The organism is Anaerovirgula multivorans, from assembly GCF_900188145.1.
Lineage (GTDB): Bacteria > Bacillota > Clostridia > Peptostreptococcales > Natronincolaceae > Anaerovirgula > Anaerovirgula multivorans.
Window position 1 is genome coordinate 21,499 of the sequence record NZ_FZOJ01000023.1, and the last position, 19,405, is coordinate 40,903.

Below are 19,405 nucleotides of genomic sequence, written 5' to 3' on the forward strand. Positions count from 1 at the left end.
CCCTTAACCTCTTACACCAAAATTTCATATTCATATTGCTCAATCACTGTATTTGCCAAAAGCTTCTCACACATGGTTTTCAATTGTTCATCTGCCTCTTCCTTTGTTACATCTCCTAAATCCAGTTCGATCAGCTTACCGATTCTTACATCTTCTATCTTGCCATAACCCATTTTATTTAAAGCACCCTTGATTGCAAATCCTTGAGGATCTGCAATGCTCTTTTTTAATGTTACATATACTTTTGCCTTCATAGTAATTCTCCTCTCATTTTCTAGTTTTTAAGTCTTCTTAGTACTTCTTGATAGGATTCCTCTACATTTCCTAGATCTCTTCTAAATCGGTCCTTATCCAATTTTTCATTGGTATCTACATCCCAAAGTCTACAGGTATCAGGAGATATTTCATCAGCTAGAATGACTTCTCCTTCAAATAACCCAAATTCAAGTTTGAAGTCTATAAGCTTTAGGTTTTTCATGAAGAAGTACTCACATAATATTTCGTTGATTTTCATCGCATAGCTTTTGATTTTACTAATTTCCTTCTTTGTGGCTAGTTCTAAGACCTCAACATGATCATCATTAATAAGGGGATCCCCTAATTCATCGCTTTTATAACAAAATTCCAATACAGGTATTTTCAAAGTCTTACCCTCTTGAACACCTAAGCGCTTTGCCATAGAGCCAGCTGCAACATTTCTCACAATCACTTCAACTGGAAGAATTTTTACAGCCTTCACTAGCATTTCTCTATCGCTTAAGGTTTCTATATAATGATTATCTATTCCCATCTCCTTCAATAATCTAAAGAGCATTGCTGACATTTGGTTATTTACGATACCTTTGTTAACAATAGTTCCTTTCTTTTCTCCGTTGAAGGCAGTGGCATCGTCCTTATACTCCACGATATATTGATCTACAGCATGGGTTTTATAGACCTTTTTTGCCTTACCCTCATACAGCATTTGAAGTTTTTCTACTTTACACATGATTATCCCTCCACATTTATTAAGGTTATGGTCGAGGTTGAGAAAACCCTCTATTTAGTCAAATAATCTTTGTAGCCTAAAGCCTCCAGCTTAACTGCTTTTTCTTCCACCATTTCTTTTAAGTCCTCTCTATATTGTTTAAGCTTTGCTTTTACTTTTTTATCCTGCAATGCAATAATCTCTGCCGCTAGAATACCAGCATTTTTTGCACCATTTATGGCCACAGTAGCTACTGGTATCCCCGGAGGCATTTGCACAATAGAATAGAGGGAATCTACTCCATTTAAAGCTTTGCTTTTTACAGGAACCCCTATGACAGGAAGATTTGTTAAAGAAGCCACCATTCCTGGCAAGTGGGCGGCACCCCCTGCCCCTGCTATAATTACCTGAATTCCTCTTTCCTCTGCCTTCTTAGCAAATTCATACATTCTATCTGGTGTTCGATGGGCAGATACAACGGTGCATTCATAAGCAACCCCTAAGCACCCCAGTATTTCAGCTGCCTCCTGCATTACTGGTAAATCCGAATCACTTCCCATAATAATACCTACGAATGGATATCCCATAGACTCCCTCCTCTTAATAAACCTCAGCCTTATTCTTCTACTACTACTTTAATCATATCTGTTAATTTATTAGCTTTATCTAATGCCAACTGTAAGCTGTCTCCTAAGATCGTCACATGCCCCATTTTCCGTTCCGGCTTTGTATCGGTTTTTCCATAAAAATGTACATATACCTCTGGTAATTCTAATGCTTTCTCTAGTCCTATAAGCTTTGATTTGCCTTCATAGCCCCCTTCTCCTAAAAGATTAATCATCACTGCTGGGCTTACCAAACTGGTGCTTCCTAAAGGTAGTTCCATAATGGCTCGAAGATGCTGACTAAATTGAGAGGTACTGCAGGCCTCTATCGTATAGTGTCCAGAATTATGGGTTCGAGGCGCAATTTCATTCACCAGCAAATTGTTGTCCTCATCAACAAACATCTCTATGCAGAATATCCCTATTCCTTTTAGTACCTCCATCGTTTTGAAGGCTAAGGCCTTTGCTTTTTCTTTTATTTCTTTTGTTACTCTAGCTGGAACAATGGTGGTTTTCAGTATATTGTTCTCATGTATGTTTTCTCCAAGAGGATAAGTTTTGATCTCCCCATTTGCTCCCCTTGCTACAATTACGGAAACTTCTTTAACGAAAGGAACATAGGCTTCCATCATCAGTTCTGATCCCTTACCTCCTAAAGCTTCAAAGGCTCCGCTTATGTCTTCTGAGGTCTTTATGAGGAAGTTTCCCTTGCCGTCGTATCCTCCTCTGCAGCTCTTCAGCAGTAGAGGTAACCCATTGCTTTTCACCGCATCCTGCAGTTCTTCCAAAGTCTCTATCTTTTGGAAGTCTGGGACAGGGATCCCTTGCTGTCGTAGAAAAACCTTTTGATGAAGCTTATTTTGAATAATCTTTAAAGTTGCAGGTGAAGGGAAAATTTTATATCCTTCCTCCTCCAGTTCCATCAATATGTCTGCATCAATATGCTCAAATTCATAGGTGATCACATCAGTTATTTCAGCCAGCCTTCGTATTTCCTCTTTATTATAAAAGTCTGCAACTATATGCTTATCCACCATGGAGGAGGCAGGACAGTCGTGGAGGGGGTCTAAAATAGCAAAGAATAATCCCAATTTTTTTCCTTCCGAAACCATCATTTTTCCCAGTTGTCCACCGCCGATTATGCCAATCCTTTTAAAACTCAACTTATTCTCCCCCTTAGTCATCATTTTTTTGTTTAAAAAAGCAGCTAAGATTTCTTAGCTGCTTTTCAATTAGTGAGGTAATATCGTAAATCTTAAGATAAACAAGATCGCCAATACATAGACAGTTAGATGTACCTCCTTTGCTTTACCTGTTGCTATTTTAGCAATTGGATAGAAGATCAATCCCGCTGCAATACCATTTGCAATACTGTAGGTAAATGGCATGATAGCAATAGTAAAGAAGGCAGGCATTGCTTCTGAAAAATCATCAAAATCGATTTTGCTCACGGTACCCATCATTAACACCCCAACAATAATTAGCGCTGGAGCTGTTGCTTGTGCTGGTACCATTAAAGCAAATGGCGCTAAAAGTATAGAGAATAGGAATAACATGCCTGTTGTAACAGCTGTCAACCCAGTTTTCCCACCTTCTGCTACACCTGCTGCTGACTCAACATAAGTAGTTACGGTTGAGGTTCCTAGCAATGCACCTGCTGAAGTTGCTACAGCATCGGCTAATAGTGCTTTATTCATATTAGGTAGCTTGCCATTTTCATCTAGCATGTTAGCCTTTGTAGCTGTACCAATCAAGGTTCCAATTGTATCAAACATGTCTACTAAGCTGAAGGAAATAACAACGGTTAATACACTAGTGATAGCTCCCACCACTCCAGCCTCCCCAATACTAAGCAGACCTGCAAAATCCGTTTTAAATAAAGTTGGTCGAATATCAAAAGAAAAATCCATTGCTAAAGAAGTATTTGTTACGCCCATGGGTATACCGATTGCCATGGTAGCAAGAATACCTATTAATATAGCACCTCTCACTCTCTTCATCATTAAAAATCCTGTAATTACTAAACCAATCACCGCAAGTAATACTGCTGGTTCTTGAAAGCTTCCTAGTGCTACAAGAGTAGCTTCATCTGCTACAACAATTCCTGCATTTTTGAAACCAATTAATGCAATAAATAATCCGATACCACCACCAATGGCATGCTTTAAAGAGTTAGGGATAGCATCTACAATAGCTCCTCTAAGCCCTGTCACAGTTAATACAATAAATAAAAGTCCTGAAATAAAAATTGCTGCTAAGGCTTGCTCCCATGTGTAACCTAGTCCTAATACAACTCCAAAGGTAAAGAAAGCATTTAGTCCCATCCCTGGTGCTTGGGCAAAGGGAAGATTTGCATAAAAGCCCATGATTAATGTACCGATAGCTGCTGAAATACATGTTGCCATAAATACTGCATTAAAATCCATACCTGCAATTGCTAACATATCAGGATTTACAAATAAAATATAGGCCATAGTAATAAAAGTAGTAATACCTGCAATAATTTCTGTTTTTACATCTGTTTTGTTTTCTGTAAGCTTAAAGTACCTGTCTAACGCCGAAGTGTTGTTTGTACTCATAATCATAAGTCCTCCTTAAGTAATATAATTTTATACCGTCTGTAGCAGAAACCTCTTTGCTTTGTGTCAGATCATGGATATCCCACAAAGTATAAGTGAATCCACCTTGTCTCCCCTCTGGACTTTTGTCTGAGGATTTAAAATTGGATATTCTTTTATCATTCCATTTTTTTATAAAAATAAACCCGGACAGATAGATATCACTATAGTGAAACCTATCCGCCCGGGCTTTTTTCCCTTCGGTGTAGCATTGGCACAATGCTTGTACCGCTTGGACCAGCTTCTTTAAAATTTTTTTAAAGAACGGAACCCTAGGTACACTTTCACTCATAGTAGAATGATTTACGGCCATTCTGTAGAAACTGTCGAACCCTATTATCGACATTATATGAGTTTTTAGTTGTCAAATATCTCGTCCATTTGCTTTCATTTTTATAATAGCAGATGAGGAATAAAAGGTCAATGGATTTTTCGAATATTTTTATAGTATTATTGTTTATTAGTTTGTGTTTTATAGAATTATTCTCTTTACTTTCTATTATAATATTCGTATTTTTCTTCTTAGCATCATATCAATTCCACTATGCGACATTTTTTTTATTCATGTTAACTAAGAATCCCCTTTTTGTCAAGCTTAACCTTTTCCCTAATAAACAGCTTAAGACCTCTGGTCTAATAAAAAGACCAATGGTCTTAAGCTGTTTTAAAAGGAGTTTCAGAAAAAAATCATTTAATATTATTTTATTCCCACTCCACCGTCGCTGGTGGCTTAGAGGTAATATCATAAACAATACGATTGGCACCCTTGACTTCGTTAACGATTCTTGTGGAGATTTTCTCTAGTACATCATAGGGAATCCTTGCCCAGTCTGCTGTCATAGCATCGGAGCTGGTGATAGCACGTATCCCTATCGTATGGGCATAGGTTCTTTCATCTCCCATAACACCTACGCTCATGATGTTAGGTAGTACTGCAAAATATTGCCATATAGCTCTATCTAATCCGGCTTTTTTGATTTCTTCCCTCACGATAGCATCTGCTTCTCGAACAATATGAAGCTTTTCTTCTGTGATCTCTCCTAACACCCTTACTGCTAAGCCTGGTCCAGGAAAGGGTTGTCTCCAAACGATTTCTTCCGGTAATCCTAATTGTGTTCCTACTTCCCTTACTTCGTCTTTAAATAAATATTTAAAGGGCTCTATTAGTTCAAACTTCATGTCTTCTGGTAGTCCACCAACATTATGATGACTTTTAATTACCGAAGCTGTATCAGTACCACTTTCAATAATATCTGGGTACAGGGTTCCTTGCACTAAATAATCGATTTGACCTAGTTTTCTTGCTTCTTCTTCGAAAAGACGAATAAATTCTTCACCAATGATTTTGCGTTTTTTCTCTGGATCTTGTACCCCGGCTAATTTTCCTAGGAATCGATCCTTCGCATTAACACGGATAAAGTTCATTTTGAACTTATTTTTAAAGATTTCCTCTACTTTGTCTCCTTCATCCTTACGCAAGAGCCCATGATCTACGAAAACACAGGTTAGATTATCCCCAACTGCTCTGTGTACCAGAACAGCAGCTACAGAGGAATCAACCCCTCCAGATAGGGCACATAATACCTTCTTATCTCCCACCATATCTTGAATATGTTGAATTTCTTCTTCAATATAGTTCTCTGTGGTCCAAGTTCCTTCACAGTTACACGCTTTATAAAGGAAATTGTTAATCATCTCTTTACCAGCTTCAGTGTGCTCCACCTCCGGATGAAATTGTACTGCGTATAGCTTCTTCTCTTGATTTTCCATGGCGGCTACAGGACAATCCTCAGTAAAGGCTGTAATTACAAAATCCGCTGGGGCTCTCTCAATAAAATCCGTATGGCTCATCCAACAAATACTATTTTGTTCTATATCTCTAAACAGAGGAGAATTTCCTTTAAGGTTTAAAGCAGTCTTTCCATATTCTCTTTTTTCAGCAGCATTTACTTTACCCCCTAGGGCTTCAGCCATCAATTGACCACCATAACATATTCCTAGGATAGGAATCCCTAATTGGAAGATACCTTCATCACATTTAGGAGATTTTTCTCCATATACGCTGGCTGGTCCTCCTGTAAAAATAATTCCCTTAGGATTTTTTGCCTTTACTTCCTCTATAGAAATCTTATAAGATACTACTTCACAATATACATTACATTCCCTTACACGCCTTGCGATTAACTGATTATATTGCCCACCAAAATCCAAAATAAGGATTAGTTCATTATTCATGCTATTCATCCTTTCGTCTTTACTCACCTACACTGTAGTTTGGCGCTTCTTTTGTTATGGTAATATCATGGGGATGGCTCTCTCTTAATCCTGCACCAGTAATTCTAATGAATTTGCCATTTTCTTGTAGTTCTTTAATTGTAAGAGTACCACAGTAACCCATGCCAGATTTTATACCACCAACCAACTGTAAAACGGTATCCTTTACAAGCCCTTTATAGGGAACCTTTCCCTCTACTCCTTCTGGTACTAGCTTCTTGCTATCCTCTTGGAAATATCTATCCTTACTTCCCTTTTCCATAGCTGCAATCGAACCCATACCACGATAGGTTTTAAAGCTTCTTCCTTTATAGATTACCATTTCTCCAGGACTTTCCTCAGTTCCCGCAAAAAGTGAGCCGATCATAATAACATTAGCGCCAGCGGCTATAGCTTTAGGAATGTCTCCTGAATACTTAATACCTCCGTCAGCAATTACTGGGACATCATAAGCCTTAGCAGCTTTTGCACAATCATATACAGCGGTTATTTGAGGTACACCTATACCAGCTACTACTCTTGTAGTACAGATAGAACCAGGTCCTATTCCAACCTTGACTGCATCAGCTCCTGCCTCTATTAAATCTACTGTTGCCTCTGCTGTAGCTACATTTCCTGCTATTACTTGAAGATCTGGATATTTTCCCTTAACACTTCTCACTGCATCAATTACACCTTTTGAATGACCATGGGCGGTATCAATTACAATTACATCCACCTTCGCCTTGTAAAGGGCATCGATTCGATCTATCATATCCTTTGTAATCCCTACTGCTGCTCCTGCTAGTAATCTCCCCTTGGGGTCCTTTGCAGAGTTCGGATACTTTATGGCTTTTTCAATATCTTTAATTGTGATTAATCCCTTTAGCATACCATCTTCATCTATGATCGGCAGCTTTTCTATTTTGTTCATCATCAATATCTGTTGAGCCTCTTTCATTGTAATGCCTTCTCTTGCAGTAATCAGGTTTTCCTTTGTCATTATTTCAGAAATAGGTTTTTCATAATTGGTTTCGAACCGGATATCACGGTTTGTAATAATACCTACAAGTTTTCCTTTCACTGTGATGGGTACACCTGAAATATGATAGCGTTCCATTAATTCTAAGGCATCTGATACTGCATGCTCTGGAGATAAAAAGAAGGGATCTACAATCACTCCGTGTTCACTTCTTTTTACTTTATCTACTTCTAAAGCCTGTTCCTCTATAGACATGTTTTTATGAATAATTCCTATGCCGCCTTCTCTCGCCATAGAAATTGCCATTTTTCCCTCTGTTACTGTATCCATACCAGCACTCATCAATGGAATATTTAATTTTATGGTTTTTGTTAAATTAGTTCTTAAATCTACTTGATTCGGTAACACTTCGGATCTAGCAGGAATTAACAATACATCATCAAAAGTTAATCCTTCTTTTACAATTTTATCCTCCATTGGTAAACCCCCTTAGAAAATTATTCATTTATACTAACCGACGAAACTGTACAAATATTTATTAGTATGCAACTATATAGGTATAGAAATTCTTAAAAAAGAAAAGTTGATGACCCAAATCTTTGATTTGGTGTCAGTCACTTTCACAGAGTAGAAAAACAAAAAACCCGCATAATAATTACTCTCTCAAGAAGAGTGAAATTATTATATGGGTTTTAAAGGTAAACCTCAGCAAAACCACATAGAATCCCTTTCTACACAGCCCCACTGAAATATAATAACTTCACCCATAGTCCAGGGATTTACGGTCCCAAGGGTAGATACTATCGATCCATATTATCGATATTATATGAGTGTTGTACTATTAACTATTAAATTATTGATACTATATAAATTAACAAAAGGCGACATAAAAGTCAAGAATTATTTTATCTATTATTTATGTCTTTGTTCGTATTTTTTACCTGTTCAGTTTTTCATTGGTTCTCTCTATAAAAGAATCTACAGCTATAATATATCGGGTATGAGTTCCTTCTCCAATTTTTTCCTTTTCATCATAAGCAATTACATTAAATGTTAGCTTTTTTCCTTCTATCTTAATAAGCTCTGCTTCCGCATAGGCCTTCATTCCTATTGGTGTAGCAGTCAAATGCTTTACATCTAGATGGGTTCCCACTGTAGCATATCCCTCTGGAAGATTGGTATCTACCGCCTTTAATGCTGCATTTTCCATAATGCCTATCATCATTGGTGTAGCCAAAACCTTCACACCGCCACTACCAAATGAAACCGCTGTATCCTTTAATTCTACTGTTATTCCCACCTCTGCTGACATTCCTATAGACAAATTGAAATCCATTTCCATACACCCCTTAGCGTATTATTTGTAATAAATAATCTAATCTTCCATTATAGTTTGATAATACATGTATTCTGGTGATTTAACAAAGGTTACTTATATATTTCTGCTATTTCTTTTAATCTCTTGATTATAGGCAGTTTTTGTGTGCATAATTCTTCACATTTGCCGCATTCTATACAGTCTGCTGGAGTAGCATGCTTCTCCTTGATTCTTCCTTCCTGCTTTAGCCAAGCAATATGATTTTTCATTTCTTCAGCATCCTTTAAAAGCATTAGGTTATATGCTTCTAGGTAATGATGAATATTTATTTTCTTAGGACATCTTGTACAGTATTGACAGGTTGTGCAAAGGGAATCCATATCATTCCCCATTTTTTCTTTAATTTCCTGACGTTTTTCTTCTGTGAAAGCTAGAGGGTATTTTAAGGTGTTGATGTTTTCTTCTACTTCTTCTATGGTCCCCATTCCTGCCAAGGCCACTGTAATTCCTTTTTGGGCTGCATTAAATCGAAGGGCTGCTTGATTAACAGTCTCATCTTCGTATTGTTTAATAAAGTCAAAATACCCCTGATGTTGTGGAATTAAGCCTCCCCCCAGTGGATTCATGGTGACAACACCAATATTATGCTCTAGAGCAGCCTTTATTCCCTCCTGTCGAAATGGATGATTCATAACATTATACCCCAATAGTACGCCTTCGAAAACTTTGTCTTCTATAATAGTGCGAATATCTTCTCCTTTGCAATGGGTAGAAAAAACCAAATGGTCAATTAATCCTTCCTCTTTTGCTTTAAGCGCTCCTTCATAGGGACCCCCAGGAGCCATTACTTTTCTATATTGCTTTAAGTCCATAATACACCACATATGAAAGAAATTGATTTTATCAACCCCTAGTCGATTCAAAGAGTTTTCTATCCTTCTCCTTACAGCATCTGCATCAGACTCTTTACTAACCATACTTTTTGTGGAGACATAATACTCTCCTGGCATCTTTTTAAAAGCCTTTCCAAAAATAGGTTCACTTCTATCATCACAGTAGAAGGGAGCTGTATCAAAATAATTTATGCCCAGTTCGTTTGCCCTTCTAACCACATCTACTGCATAATCCTCATCCTTCCCAAATCGCATTCCACCAAAACCAATAACAGAAACCTTTTTGCCGGTGGCTCCATAATCTCTATAAATCATTTTATAGCCTCCTTGTTCTTTATAGATATATGCCTTTATAATTAATTTTTATTATACATGATATCTTTCTATTTTTCTATTTTTTGCATTTTTTCATTTATATAGTGAGACTATTTTTGTAAAATAATAAAATTCATAACATTTTTCACATATATGTCTTTATTTTCAATCTATATGTTTTGCATTTTGATAAATACTAATGTAGAAAGCAGATTTAATTATACTTTCAAGGAGGTTCTAATGATGAACACAAATATAAATAATCAAGCAACACCTAAGCTAGACTCCAACAATTTAAAAATCTTGGAAGATCAATTGAATTATGAATCACTAATGAACAAAAAGCTTTCTACCTATGCTGGGTACTGCACCGACACAGAATTAAAAAACTTATGTCAACAGGCAGCGCAAAAACACAAGCAACATTATAATGAATTATTAAATTACTTGAACTCTCATCAATAACTAAGATGAAAATAAATTCTTGGGAGGTTATGATATGAATGCTAATCATCAAGCAAGCTTTACAGAAAAAGAGCTTATGAATGATTTAATTGCTTCAGAAAAACAAGTTACTTCTGCCTATAATGTAGGTATTACAGAAGCTTCCTGTCAAAATTTGAGACAACATTTAACTAAATGCTTAAATGAAAGTCAAGATATTCAATACCAGATCTTTGATGCGATGCAACAAAGAGGATGGTATCAGACAAAACAAGCTCAAACTCAAGATGTGCAAAATGCTAAGACAAAATATAATCAAATGAAAAACGAACTACAATAAATTTTACAAAAATAATAGATCAGGTCTTCATCATTATGAATACCTGATCTATTTCAATTCAGAATTCCTCTTAGCAGATCTGTAAAACTCTTCTATACTCAAGTCTTCTATACAAATCCTTTCTTTTTACTAAATTTCATTTCTTTATTCGATTTAATTACTGTTTTTACTTAACGAGCTTGAAAGTCATCCCCAATTTTGTTCTTGGGTAAATGCTTGCGAAAAAACTCCTCTTTTTTTACATTCTCCTAATTAAATTTTTACTTCTAACTTCTATCTCTTCACAGCTTCTTAATTTGTATTGCTTATAAATCTTTTCTTGTTCAAACCTTTTCTACATTTTTACCACTTAACTTACAATTAATCTCTTTTAATAAGATCTGCTAAGAAAAGAATTCTTAGAAGAAAACTTTCTTCTTCTATTTATAGTATACCATTTTTTTTGCTATTTAGCAATAATTTTTTGAATATTTTTAATATTATAATTTCTACCAATAGAATAAAGGAGCGAAATATTTCGCCCCTTTATATTGATCAAGATTTTTACATCATTGGCATATGAAAAGCTAATATTTTTCATGTATATCTTATTATATTTTTCAAAACTCTAAAACATTGAAATATAGGTAACTAAGGATTATATAGTAATTTTTTATATTTTTCTATAATTTGCTATAACTTTTGGATGGGTGCCAAATGAGTGGCATTGCCACGGTTTATTTTGTATATGTACTAACATTTTATCCTTTACTTAGTTAATAGCCTATAAATCCATGTCGATCAAAATATTATGTGCTATTTTGAACATGAAGAAGGATTTTTAAGTGTCGTGATACCAATCAAGAGTCTTATGTAGTGAATTCCAACTATAGCGAAGGTTACAATTAGAAAATAATGATAGGCCTTAAGATCTTGGCTATTCATATATACAATATAAATTAATGCACCTAGATTTACCACCGCTGTTGTAATGCTCCATCGTTTGATTACTTTATTTTTTCGTTTATCTATGCTATAGACTGATAGTAGTAATGAAAAAATTCCTAATACTACTAAAATCCCTATATATATCCTCATCAAACCAGGGGTAAAATAGGTAGATGCATATATGTTTTCTCTACGTATCACATGTCTTAGGACACCCATTTTCTTACCAGCCAAATCTTCTAATATGATTACCCCTCCTAAAATAGCCATCTGAATCAGCCAAAACATCGTATTTATTACTATGCTTGCAAGGTTTTTTTTCATTGTATTTACCATCCTTTCTAGAATATGAAAATAGTTATTCAACTCATATTCCATTTAAAGATTATTGATTCATGCTCATTTTATAAACATGCTAAAATGATGATATAAATTTCTACTAACTAGACAAAACCCACTAGATTATCAAAACTAGTGGGTTTACTAACATCCTGACAATATCTATTGTCTATTCATTAATCATAGTTCTTTAATTTGACTCCCCTAACTCAATTGGGTTACTTGCATCATCCTGCCATTCATTCCATCCGCCATCGAAAAGAGAGATATTTTCTAGGCCCATTACTTCTGCATAAACAAGGACCTCTGCTGCTCTCCATCCGGTACCACAGAAAAATGATAACCTTTGGTCTGATGATATTCCCCACTCATTCCACATTGATTTAATCTCTGCTGCATTTTTCATTGTGTTGTCTATATTTCTATAATTATTTAGATCATGACCCCAGACTGCTCCTGCAGGTCTACCCTTTCCTTCTATATAGCTATACCCTGAGGTAGTTCCGATATATTCTTCCCAACTTCTAATATCCACTAATTTACTACTCTCTTGATCAGCAAGTATTTCCTTTGCTTGAGGTAAATCTACAATGTAGTTTTTATTTACTGGCACTGTTGCTCCAAATGCTTCTACAGGTTGCTTTTCTCTTTCTTCTGTTTCTGTTTCATATCCGCCATTTTCCCAAGCAACAAAACCTCCATTTAATACCCTTACATCTTCCACTCCCATATATTTTAATATAGTGGCTACTCTAAAGGCTGGTGTAGAGTCACTTCCATAAAGTACTACTGTAGCGTCAACCGTTATCCCATAGTTTTTAGCGAACTCTTCTAATTCTGAATCTGACAGTCGATTCCATATAGGCCCTTCTTCTACATCATCTGTATTAATATGCACTGCACCTGGTATATGTCCATTCAAATAATCTTCTGAAACGTCACCCCAACTAACTTCGAATATTTTATACGGTTTTCCATTGTTTCCATTTTCAATTAATTCACTAATCCATGAAGCTGGCACCACAAGATGATGGTTAGGATAACTTTCCATAGGTAGTTCCTCATCCATGGCCCATTCTTTAACATCATAACGATATATATTCTCTATACCTTGCTGTACAAGATATTCTGCCACTATTGAAACATCTTCACCATTAGCATCATAAAGTACCACATTCTTATCAGAAGTAATCCCTTTTGTCTTTAGAACGTCTTGCAATAAGTTATCTCGATCTTCTACTTCCATTCTAAGCCAGTTTGCTGAAAAATCAACTGCACCTTTAATATGTCCGCCTCTCACTGCTCCCTCTAATTCCCACCCAATATAAGCATCGTTTATCCTAGTATCTACAACTATCCAATCATTGTCTTCTAATTTCTCCTGTAACTCCTCTGTGGTTATAGCTTGAATCACTGGCACCTCTTCTTTATTCACTTCATCTATAGCTACATCAGAATTATTATCAACCGATGTGTCACTGCTACATCCTGTAAAAAAAGCCAAACTAGTTATTATAAGTACACATACCATTAATTTAGATATTTTACGCATTTTTTCCCTCCTAAGTAATGTTTAATATGACTTTGTTATTTTATCATCAATTTTTATAAGCTGTCTAATTGAATTTATTAATGCTCTTACACTGTGTCATTATTATTTTTGATGGGAGTTAACTTCTGTATTATTAAAGACATGCCACTTGCTTTTTACAAAATACTTTTCTTTATATTGATTCTCTTTATTAATAACAGGGATAATAATGGCAATCATTGAAGTCACCAACCTTATTTACTGTTTCAAACCTCATAAAAAACCATGTTTTTAGAATCTATCCTTAAGGAAACCTCTTCACCAACATCAAAGATTTCTTTTGCTATACTAATGGATTTAATCTCCATCCCCTTTAAAGAAATCATATAGTACATTCTGTCTCCTGCGTAACGGCTTCGGGTGATGATCCCTTTTGTATTCGTTTCTTGGTATACAGATACAACCTCTATTTCTTCTGGTCTAATCATGGCTTTTAATTTTACTGTGTTTTGAAGTGTTGTTCTGAAATTCCCTAAAGGACTTTTGAAAATTCCATCCTCTACTTTACCTATTATATAGTTGGTTTCACCAAAGAAGTTTGCCACTTCTTCAGAAATCGGTTTTTTATATAGTTCCAAGGGTGTTCCATATTGCTTGATTTCTCCCTCTAGCATAATGGCAATTTTATCGGAGGTCATTAGCGCTTCGTCCTTATCATGGGTTACTAAAATAGTGGTAATCTTTAGTTTTCTTTGTACTGAACAAACAAATTCCCGCATTGTTTCTCTTAATCGTAAATCTAAATTAGAAAATGGCTCATCTAGTAACAATACCTTTGGTTCCACTGCCAATGCCCTGGCAAGGGCAACCCTTTGTCTCTGCCCACCAGATAGTTCATTAGGATATTTATATTGCTGCCCATCAAGCTCCATTAAACTCAGCATTTCCTTCACTTTTTCTTTTCTAATTTTTTTATCTACCTTTGCCATTTTTAACCCAAACTCAATATTCCCCTCCACAGTTAAATGAGGGAACAGTAAATAATCCTGAAATACAATGACTGCGCCTCTTTTTTCAACTGGTATGTTCAAAACCGACTGATTGTTAATCAATATATCACCTTGATCTGGTTCCACAAGTCCTGCAATAATTTTTAATGTTGTTGTTTTCCCACAACCGGAAGGACCCAGCAGTGAAATCATTTCTCCTTCTTCAATGGATAGGTTCATATCATTTAATATTCTTTTATCTTGAAAGCTTTTATGAATTTTCTTCAATTGAATTTGTGGCATCGTTTATTCTCCTTTGTTCTCACAAGGTACTTCTCTATAGATAAAAATAATTTTTTGTACTGTAATAGGACTTTATGGCCTTTTCCATCATAATCAACACAACTAATGTAGCTAAAATAAATACCATACTATAAGCTGAAGCCATCATACGATCCCCACTTTGAATATAGGGAAACATCATCATAGGAAAGGTAATAATCCTGCCCCCACCGATTAAAAAAGTTAAGAAATATTGACTAAAGGAAACAATAAAAACAAGGCTGCCAGCAGAAATGAGGCCAGGGGCAATGAGAGGCAATGTAATGTTTGTAAAGGTTTGAATAGAGTTAGCCCCCAGCACCCTTGCCTGCTGTTCCATTGATTCCCCTATGATCTCGAAGACATCCGTCAATATTCTAATGCCATAGGGTAAACAAGGTATGAGGTGTACCAACACCACTCCTATAAAACGATTTGCCAATCCTAATCTAATAAAGGTCAAGTGAATACCCATACCCACTGCCACCGGAGGGACTATGATAGGGGCTAATACCAACATTTTTATAAACTGTTTCCCCTTAAAACTGTATACCCCCAATGTCTTAGCCGCTGGAATACTTAGGATTAAGGTAACAATCGTTACAACCAAAGAAAGCCTAATACTAAGAAGAAGGCTTTTAAGTGCTCTGCTAGAGGGATCTAATACATGTAAAATCCCCCGCAGGCCAAACTCCTGAGGAAATATATTTGGCCAAGGCCAGCTCTTTGAAAAACTCCACACCACCAAAACCAGTAGCGGCAGAATCAATAGAAAAATCATAATATGCATAATAAAACCAGATAATGTCCTGTTTCTCTTGTTCATTTTATATTCACCCATTATATTTATTAAGCAGCTTAAATGTCTTGTGATAAATCCATATACATAAAAAAGAAATAAATGTTAGCACCATATTAATGGTCATAGTATAAGGTCTGTGTCTCAAATCTGCATTCATGTACTCAGCATAGGCTTGTACAGGTAATGCCCTAGGCGCCGTAGGTCCAATTAGAAAAGGTACCTCATAGGCCCCAAATGAAAAGGCAAAAATAATAATAAAGGAAGAAAAAATTGAAGGCATGGTTAGTGGGATTAACACATGCCAGAACACTTGCTTATTGGTGGCTCCAAGATTTAAAGCCACCTCTGAAAGCCTATTATTCATATTACTTAATACAGTATATACCACCATAGCAATAAATGGCGTTCCCTTCCATACGTAAGCCAATATGATCCCAAAACCATTTTTATCAAATAATAAAGCTGGAAATTCTGATTGTTGGCTAATAAACCCCAATGCGTAAGCCATTCTTGCTATAATCCCACTTTGCCCTAAAATATTATACACCAATAGAGTTGCCACCACATGGGGAACAATGACAGGAAGCTTATAGACTATCTCTTCCAATCCTTTTTTATGCTTACTCTTTACAATGGAATACGCAAGTAGAACGCCTAAAACCACTGAAACACTAGAGGATACAAATGCAATCCAAAGACTAAATCTCAAAGAAGTTAAAAAGCCATGGTCTGTTAATACTTCTTTATAATAATTTAAAGTGAATTCCTGCAAACCAATTGTAGGAAAGTATCCTAAACTCTGTAGAAATGCCATGCTTAACCCAGCTACAAATATCCCCAAAAGAATCGTCATAGCTGGCAGTAACATTATATATGGCTTGATTGTTTTTTTCAACTTGCCTCACCCTTTACAGGATGTTTTCCATCCATATTTCTTCAATAATCGGAACAAAATTTGCAGGCATTTCAGGAACTCTATGATCTAGTAGAATATGCTGTGGCAAAGCGCCTTTACCGATTTGAATCTCATCAAAGATAGCTCTTTCGGAATCACTTAACCGGGCATTATCTAAAACCGGAAGATCTCCCCAGTTATCTGGATTATATTTAGAAGCTTGGGCTTCGACACTTAATATAAAGTCAATCACCGCCAGTGCCCCAGCCTTATTAGGTGCGTTATCAGGAATTGCTAAAAAGTGAGTATTTCCTATGGTCCCATTTTCAAATACAAATGTATTGGTTGTCCGTGGAAATTCCCCTGTCTGAATTCTCGCAGCGGCTTCATTAGAATTATAATTCATAGTCATAAAAACCTCATGATCAGCATACATATTATGCAGCTGTGCTATAGTTGACGGATATGTTTCTCCATTTCTCCATAAATAGGGCTTTAATTCGTTTAAGTAGTCCATGGCAGGTTGAATTGCCTTAGCGATGACTTCTTTGTCTGCCTTCATGGTGATAAATTGTTCATATCCTACAATATCATAGATAATATTTCTAATAAAGGCACTCCCTGTAAAATCTGGTGGTGCTGGATAAGTGAATTTTCCTGCATTATTTTTTACAAGCTCCATTAATTCCTCATGTCCTTTTGGTACTTGTTCTACCCTTGCTTCATCATAAACTAAAACAAATTGTGCCTTTCCATAGGGCGCTTCATATCCCTCTACCGGAAACCCAAAATCATATTTTACTTCTACTGATTCAACATCGATATATTGGTTGAAATTAGGTAACTTATGAGTAAAGGGTCCATACAACAAATCATTAGTTCTAGCTGTGGAGAAATTCTCCCCATTGATCCAAATGACATCTGCTGTACCAGTAACATTCATTTGATTTTCACCCAGTAGCTTATTTAAAACTTGGTCTATATCCATAGGCACTCTATTTAAGGTAATGTTATACTCTTCCTTTAATCGGAGGGCTAAGAAATTGTCTAACCAGTCATTAGTCATTTGACTGCCACCCCAACCATAAAAGTTAACCTCTGTTCCTTCAGCTTCCTCTAGAATACTTTCCCAGTTTGTCTCAAGTAGATCTTCATTTTCACCGGCTACAACAGCCTCCTGAGTACATCCTACTAAATTCAAAATAAGTCCAGCTATCAATAAAAATAAAATTATTTTTCTCATAATAGTCTTTTTCTCCTTTATCATTTCAAACCCTCCTACTTTCTTAACACGTCTTTATTACTTCCATGTTTTAATACATTTTTCATGAGCTTAATTGTGATTCTTCTAGGGAATCAATACTCACTCCATTGATTTACAATACTTCAGTACTACTCTAAAGCGAATGATGCCAGTTATTAAAATAATCGCATTGAAGGTCATTAAAATTGGAAAAATATAGGATGGCAGTAGTGCCATTAAAGTAAATACGATAAAAGTTTCTGTTCTCTCTGCAATACCTATATCGTAATGCATACTCTTAACCCCATCGTTTTGAAATAGAGCACCTGCAACTATAAAAGTAGTGAAATTGAAAATTACCACAATATAAAAAAGAAAATAGGCGTAATTAGCTTGTGGAAATCTATAGGTAAAGGCTAGTATATAAATAGCTTCTACCATTCTGTCTAAAATTAAATCCATATAGGCACCACCCTTTGAAGTCTTTCCTGTAAGTCTCGCCACGGTACCATCCAATACATCTAGTAAACCAGATAACCAAAGGGCTAGAATACTAGAAATCATCCAACCTCCTGCCGCAAATAGGCTTGCCAGAGTTCCTACTCCAAAAGCTAGCCAAGTAATTGACTTAGGTGTTATATTAAGGATAACCAATTGCTTTGCCATAATATCAAATATTGGCTGAAATTTAGTACGACATTTAGTATCTATCATCTTTTACTCCTCATATCATATCATTTTAGTTCTGTTACATAACAGTAATTATCTAAATTTTTCTTCCACTTTCTTTAGGATTAATTGTACCTTTAGTACTACTGCAATCATTAATAAGAGTACCTGTTTTAACAGAAACAGTGTCTCTATTTTTACTTTGTCTATTTCGATAAACACCGTGAATGATGCTGGCCAAGATTGATATCGCAAAAATAATCAGTAACCCTGTCACAAACATTCTGGCACCACCGGTCAGCATCCCACCTACATATGAATAGATCAGTGTTGCAGGTGTCTGCCCGATTCCAGTTGCCATAAAGTACGTACCAAATGTTAGTGGTGTCAGACCCCCAGCGTAACTTACAACACCAAAAGAAAGAAATGGAAGCAGGCGGGCGATTAAAATACTTTGTTTTCCGTAGGCTTCAAAGAATTCATCCACCTGACTAAGACCTGTCTTGGTTGTCAGTTTTTCCACAAATTCTCGACCAAACAACCTAGCTAAGTAGAATGCTGCGGCAGCCCCTGCCATGGCACTCACCCAAGATAATAGAGCTCCCTGCCACCAACCAAATAAATTTGCGTTGGCAAAGGTGATCATAAATGCCGGTAGTGGTGGAAATACCACCGCTAGAATCATCAACAGAGTAGAGATAACCATGGCAAAAGGCCCATAAGAACTAACAAACTCTCTCACCACTTCAAAGTCTCCTGTGGCAAACATCTGGACAATCTGATTCATTAAAGCATTGAATGTTGGAATTGTGAAGTAACATATCAATCCAATCAACAGAGTACCTAACACGATTACTTTTTGACCTCTGTTACTTTTACTATTATTCATACAAGCCCTCCTACTTTTAGTTTTACTGCCTGCTTTCCTTGGAGATACCTTCATCCTCTTAATAT

At 36.1% G+C, this 19,405-nt stretch carries 19 protein-coding genes and 2 riboswitches; of the genes, 2 read left to right on the plus strand and 17 right to left on the minus strand.

Annotated elements, in window-relative coordinates; all coding sequences use genetic code 11:
• Positions 1–11: 11 nt before the first annotated feature.
• From purS to CHB72_RS18185, 9 genes are all read right to left on the minus strand, one after another.
• Complete coding sequence (gene purS, locus CHB72_RS18145) at positions 12–254, minus strand: phosphoribosylformylglycinamidine synthase subunit PurS (RefSeq protein ID WP_089284296.1); 243 nt, start codon at positions 252–254, stop codon at positions 12–14.
• A 20-nt stretch (positions 255–274) separates the two neighbouring features.
• Complete coding sequence (gene purC, locus CHB72_RS18150) at positions 275–988, minus strand: phosphoribosylaminoimidazolesuccinocarboxamide synthase (protein ID WP_089284297.1); 714 nt, start codon at positions 986–988, stop codon at positions 275–277.
• A gap of 50 nt (positions 989–1,038) precedes the next feature.
• Entirely contained in the window at positions 1,039–1,554 is a 516-nt protein-coding gene (gene purE / locus CHB72_RS18155; RefSeq protein ID WP_089284298.1) for a 5-(carboxyamino)imidazole ribonucleotide mutase, read from the minus strand.
• Between the two features lie 29 nt (positions 1,555–1,583).
• On the minus strand, positions 1,584–2,735 hold the full coding sequence (locus CHB72_RS18160; RefSeq protein WP_242975184.1) for a 5-(carboxyamino)imidazole ribonucleotide synthase: 1,152 nt from the start codon (positions 2,733–2,735) through the stop codon (positions 1,584–1,586).
• A gap of 69 nt (positions 2,736–2,804) precedes the next feature.
• Positions 2,805–4,151, minus strand: coding sequence for an NCS2 family permease (locus tag CHB72_RS18165; protein ID WP_089284299.1), 1,347 nt, complete (start codon positions 4,149–4,151; stop codon positions 2,805–2,807).
• Between the two features lie 310 nt (positions 4,152–4,461).
• Positions 4,462–4,563: riboswitch (purine riboswitch) on the minus strand.
• A 329-nt stretch (positions 4,564–4,892) separates the two neighbouring features.
• Complete coding sequence (gene guaA, locus CHB72_RS18170; RefSeq protein ID WP_089284300.1) at positions 4,893–6,425, minus strand: glutamine-hydrolyzing GMP synthase; 1,533 nt, start codon at positions 6,423–6,425, stop codon at positions 4,893–4,895.
• A gap of 19 nt (positions 6,426–6,444) precedes the next feature.
• On the minus strand, positions 6,445–7,902 hold the full coding sequence (guaB, locus tag CHB72_RS18175; RefSeq protein ID WP_089284301.1) for an IMP dehydrogenase: 1,458 nt from the start codon (positions 7,900–7,902) through the stop codon (positions 6,445–6,447).
• A gap of 270 nt (positions 7,903–8,172) precedes the next feature.
• Positions 8,173–8,275: riboswitch (purine riboswitch) on the minus strand.
• 87 nt (positions 8,276–8,362) lie between these two features.
• Entirely contained in the window at positions 8,363–8,761 is a 399-nt protein-coding gene (locus CHB72_RS18180; protein WP_242975185.1) for a thioesterase family protein, read from the minus strand.
• Positions 8,762–8,853: 92 nt separating this feature from the next.
• Positions 8,854–9,951, minus strand: a complete 1,098-nt coding sequence (locus tag CHB72_RS18185; RefSeq protein ID WP_089284303.1) for an aldo/keto reductase — start codon at positions 9,949–9,951, stop codon at positions 8,854–8,856.
• Between the two features lie 243 nt (positions 9,952–10,194).
• On the opposite strand from CHB72_RS18185, the gene CHB72_RS18190 reads away from it, so the two are divergent.
• Together CHB72_RS18190 and CHB72_RS18195 are read left to right on the plus strand one after the other, a co-directional pair.
• A complete protein-coding gene (locus CHB72_RS18190; protein WP_089284304.1) occupies positions 10,195–10,416 on the plus strand; it encodes a hypothetical protein in 222 nt (73 codons plus the stop codon).
• 34 nt (positions 10,417–10,450) lie between these two features.
• Entirely contained in the window at positions 10,451–10,735 is a 285-nt protein-coding gene (locus CHB72_RS18195) for a spore coat protein (RefSeq protein WP_089284305.1), read from the plus strand.
• A 795-nt stretch (positions 10,736–11,530) separates the two neighbouring features.
• Here CHB72_RS18195 and CHB72_RS18200 read toward each other — a convergent pair.
• The 8 genes from CHB72_RS18200 to CHB72_RS18235 all read right to left on the minus strand — a co-directional run bounded on the left by CHB72_RS18200 (position 11,531) and on the right by CHB72_RS18235 (position 19,340).
• Positions 11,531–11,986 carry a hypothetical protein gene (locus CHB72_RS18200; RefSeq protein WP_089284306.1) on the minus strand — a complete coding sequence of 152 codons (456 nt, stop codon included), beginning with the start codon at positions 11,984–11,986 and terminating at the stop codon, positions 11,531–11,533.
• A 205-nt stretch (positions 11,987–12,191) separates the two neighbouring features.
• Positions 12,192–13,553: a sulfurtransferase gene (locus CHB72_RS18205; protein WP_089284307.1), complete on the minus strand. Its 1,362-nt coding sequence runs from the start codon at positions 13,551–13,553 to the stop codon at positions 12,192–12,194.
• Between the two features lie 245 nt (positions 13,554–13,798).
• Entirely contained in the window at positions 13,799–14,824 is a 1,026-nt protein-coding gene (locus CHB72_RS18210; RefSeq protein ID WP_089284308.1) for an ABC transporter ATP-binding protein, read from the minus strand.
• 34 nt (positions 14,825–14,858) lie between these two features.
• On the minus strand, positions 14,859–15,668 hold the full coding sequence (locus CHB72_RS18215) for an ABC transporter permease (protein WP_089284309.1): 810 nt from the start codon (positions 15,666–15,668) through the stop codon (positions 14,859–14,861).
• A gap of 7 nt (positions 15,669–15,675) precedes the next feature.
• Positions 15,676–16,539, minus strand: a complete 864-nt coding sequence (locus CHB72_RS18220; RefSeq protein WP_089284310.1) for an ABC transporter permease — start codon at positions 16,537–16,539, stop codon at positions 15,676–15,678.
• 13 nt (positions 16,540–16,552) lie between these two features.
• Positions 16,553–17,806 (minus strand): ABC transporter substrate-binding protein, encoded by a 1,254-nt coding sequence (locus tag CHB72_RS18225; protein ID WP_089284311.1) that lies wholly within the window; start codon positions 17,804–17,806, stop codon positions 16,553–16,555.
• A 96-nt stretch (positions 17,807–17,902) separates the two neighbouring features.
• Complete coding sequence (locus CHB72_RS18230) at positions 17,903–18,496, minus strand: CDP-alcohol phosphatidyltransferase family protein (protein WP_089284312.1); 594 nt, start codon at positions 18,494–18,496, stop codon at positions 17,903–17,905.
• A gap of 52 nt (positions 18,497–18,548) precedes the next feature.
• Positions 18,549–19,340: a TVP38/TMEM64 family protein gene (locus CHB72_RS18235; RefSeq protein WP_089284313.1), complete on the minus strand. Its 792-nt coding sequence runs from the start codon at positions 19,338–19,340 to the stop codon at positions 18,549–18,551.
• Positions 19,341–19,405: the final 65 nt, after the last annotated feature.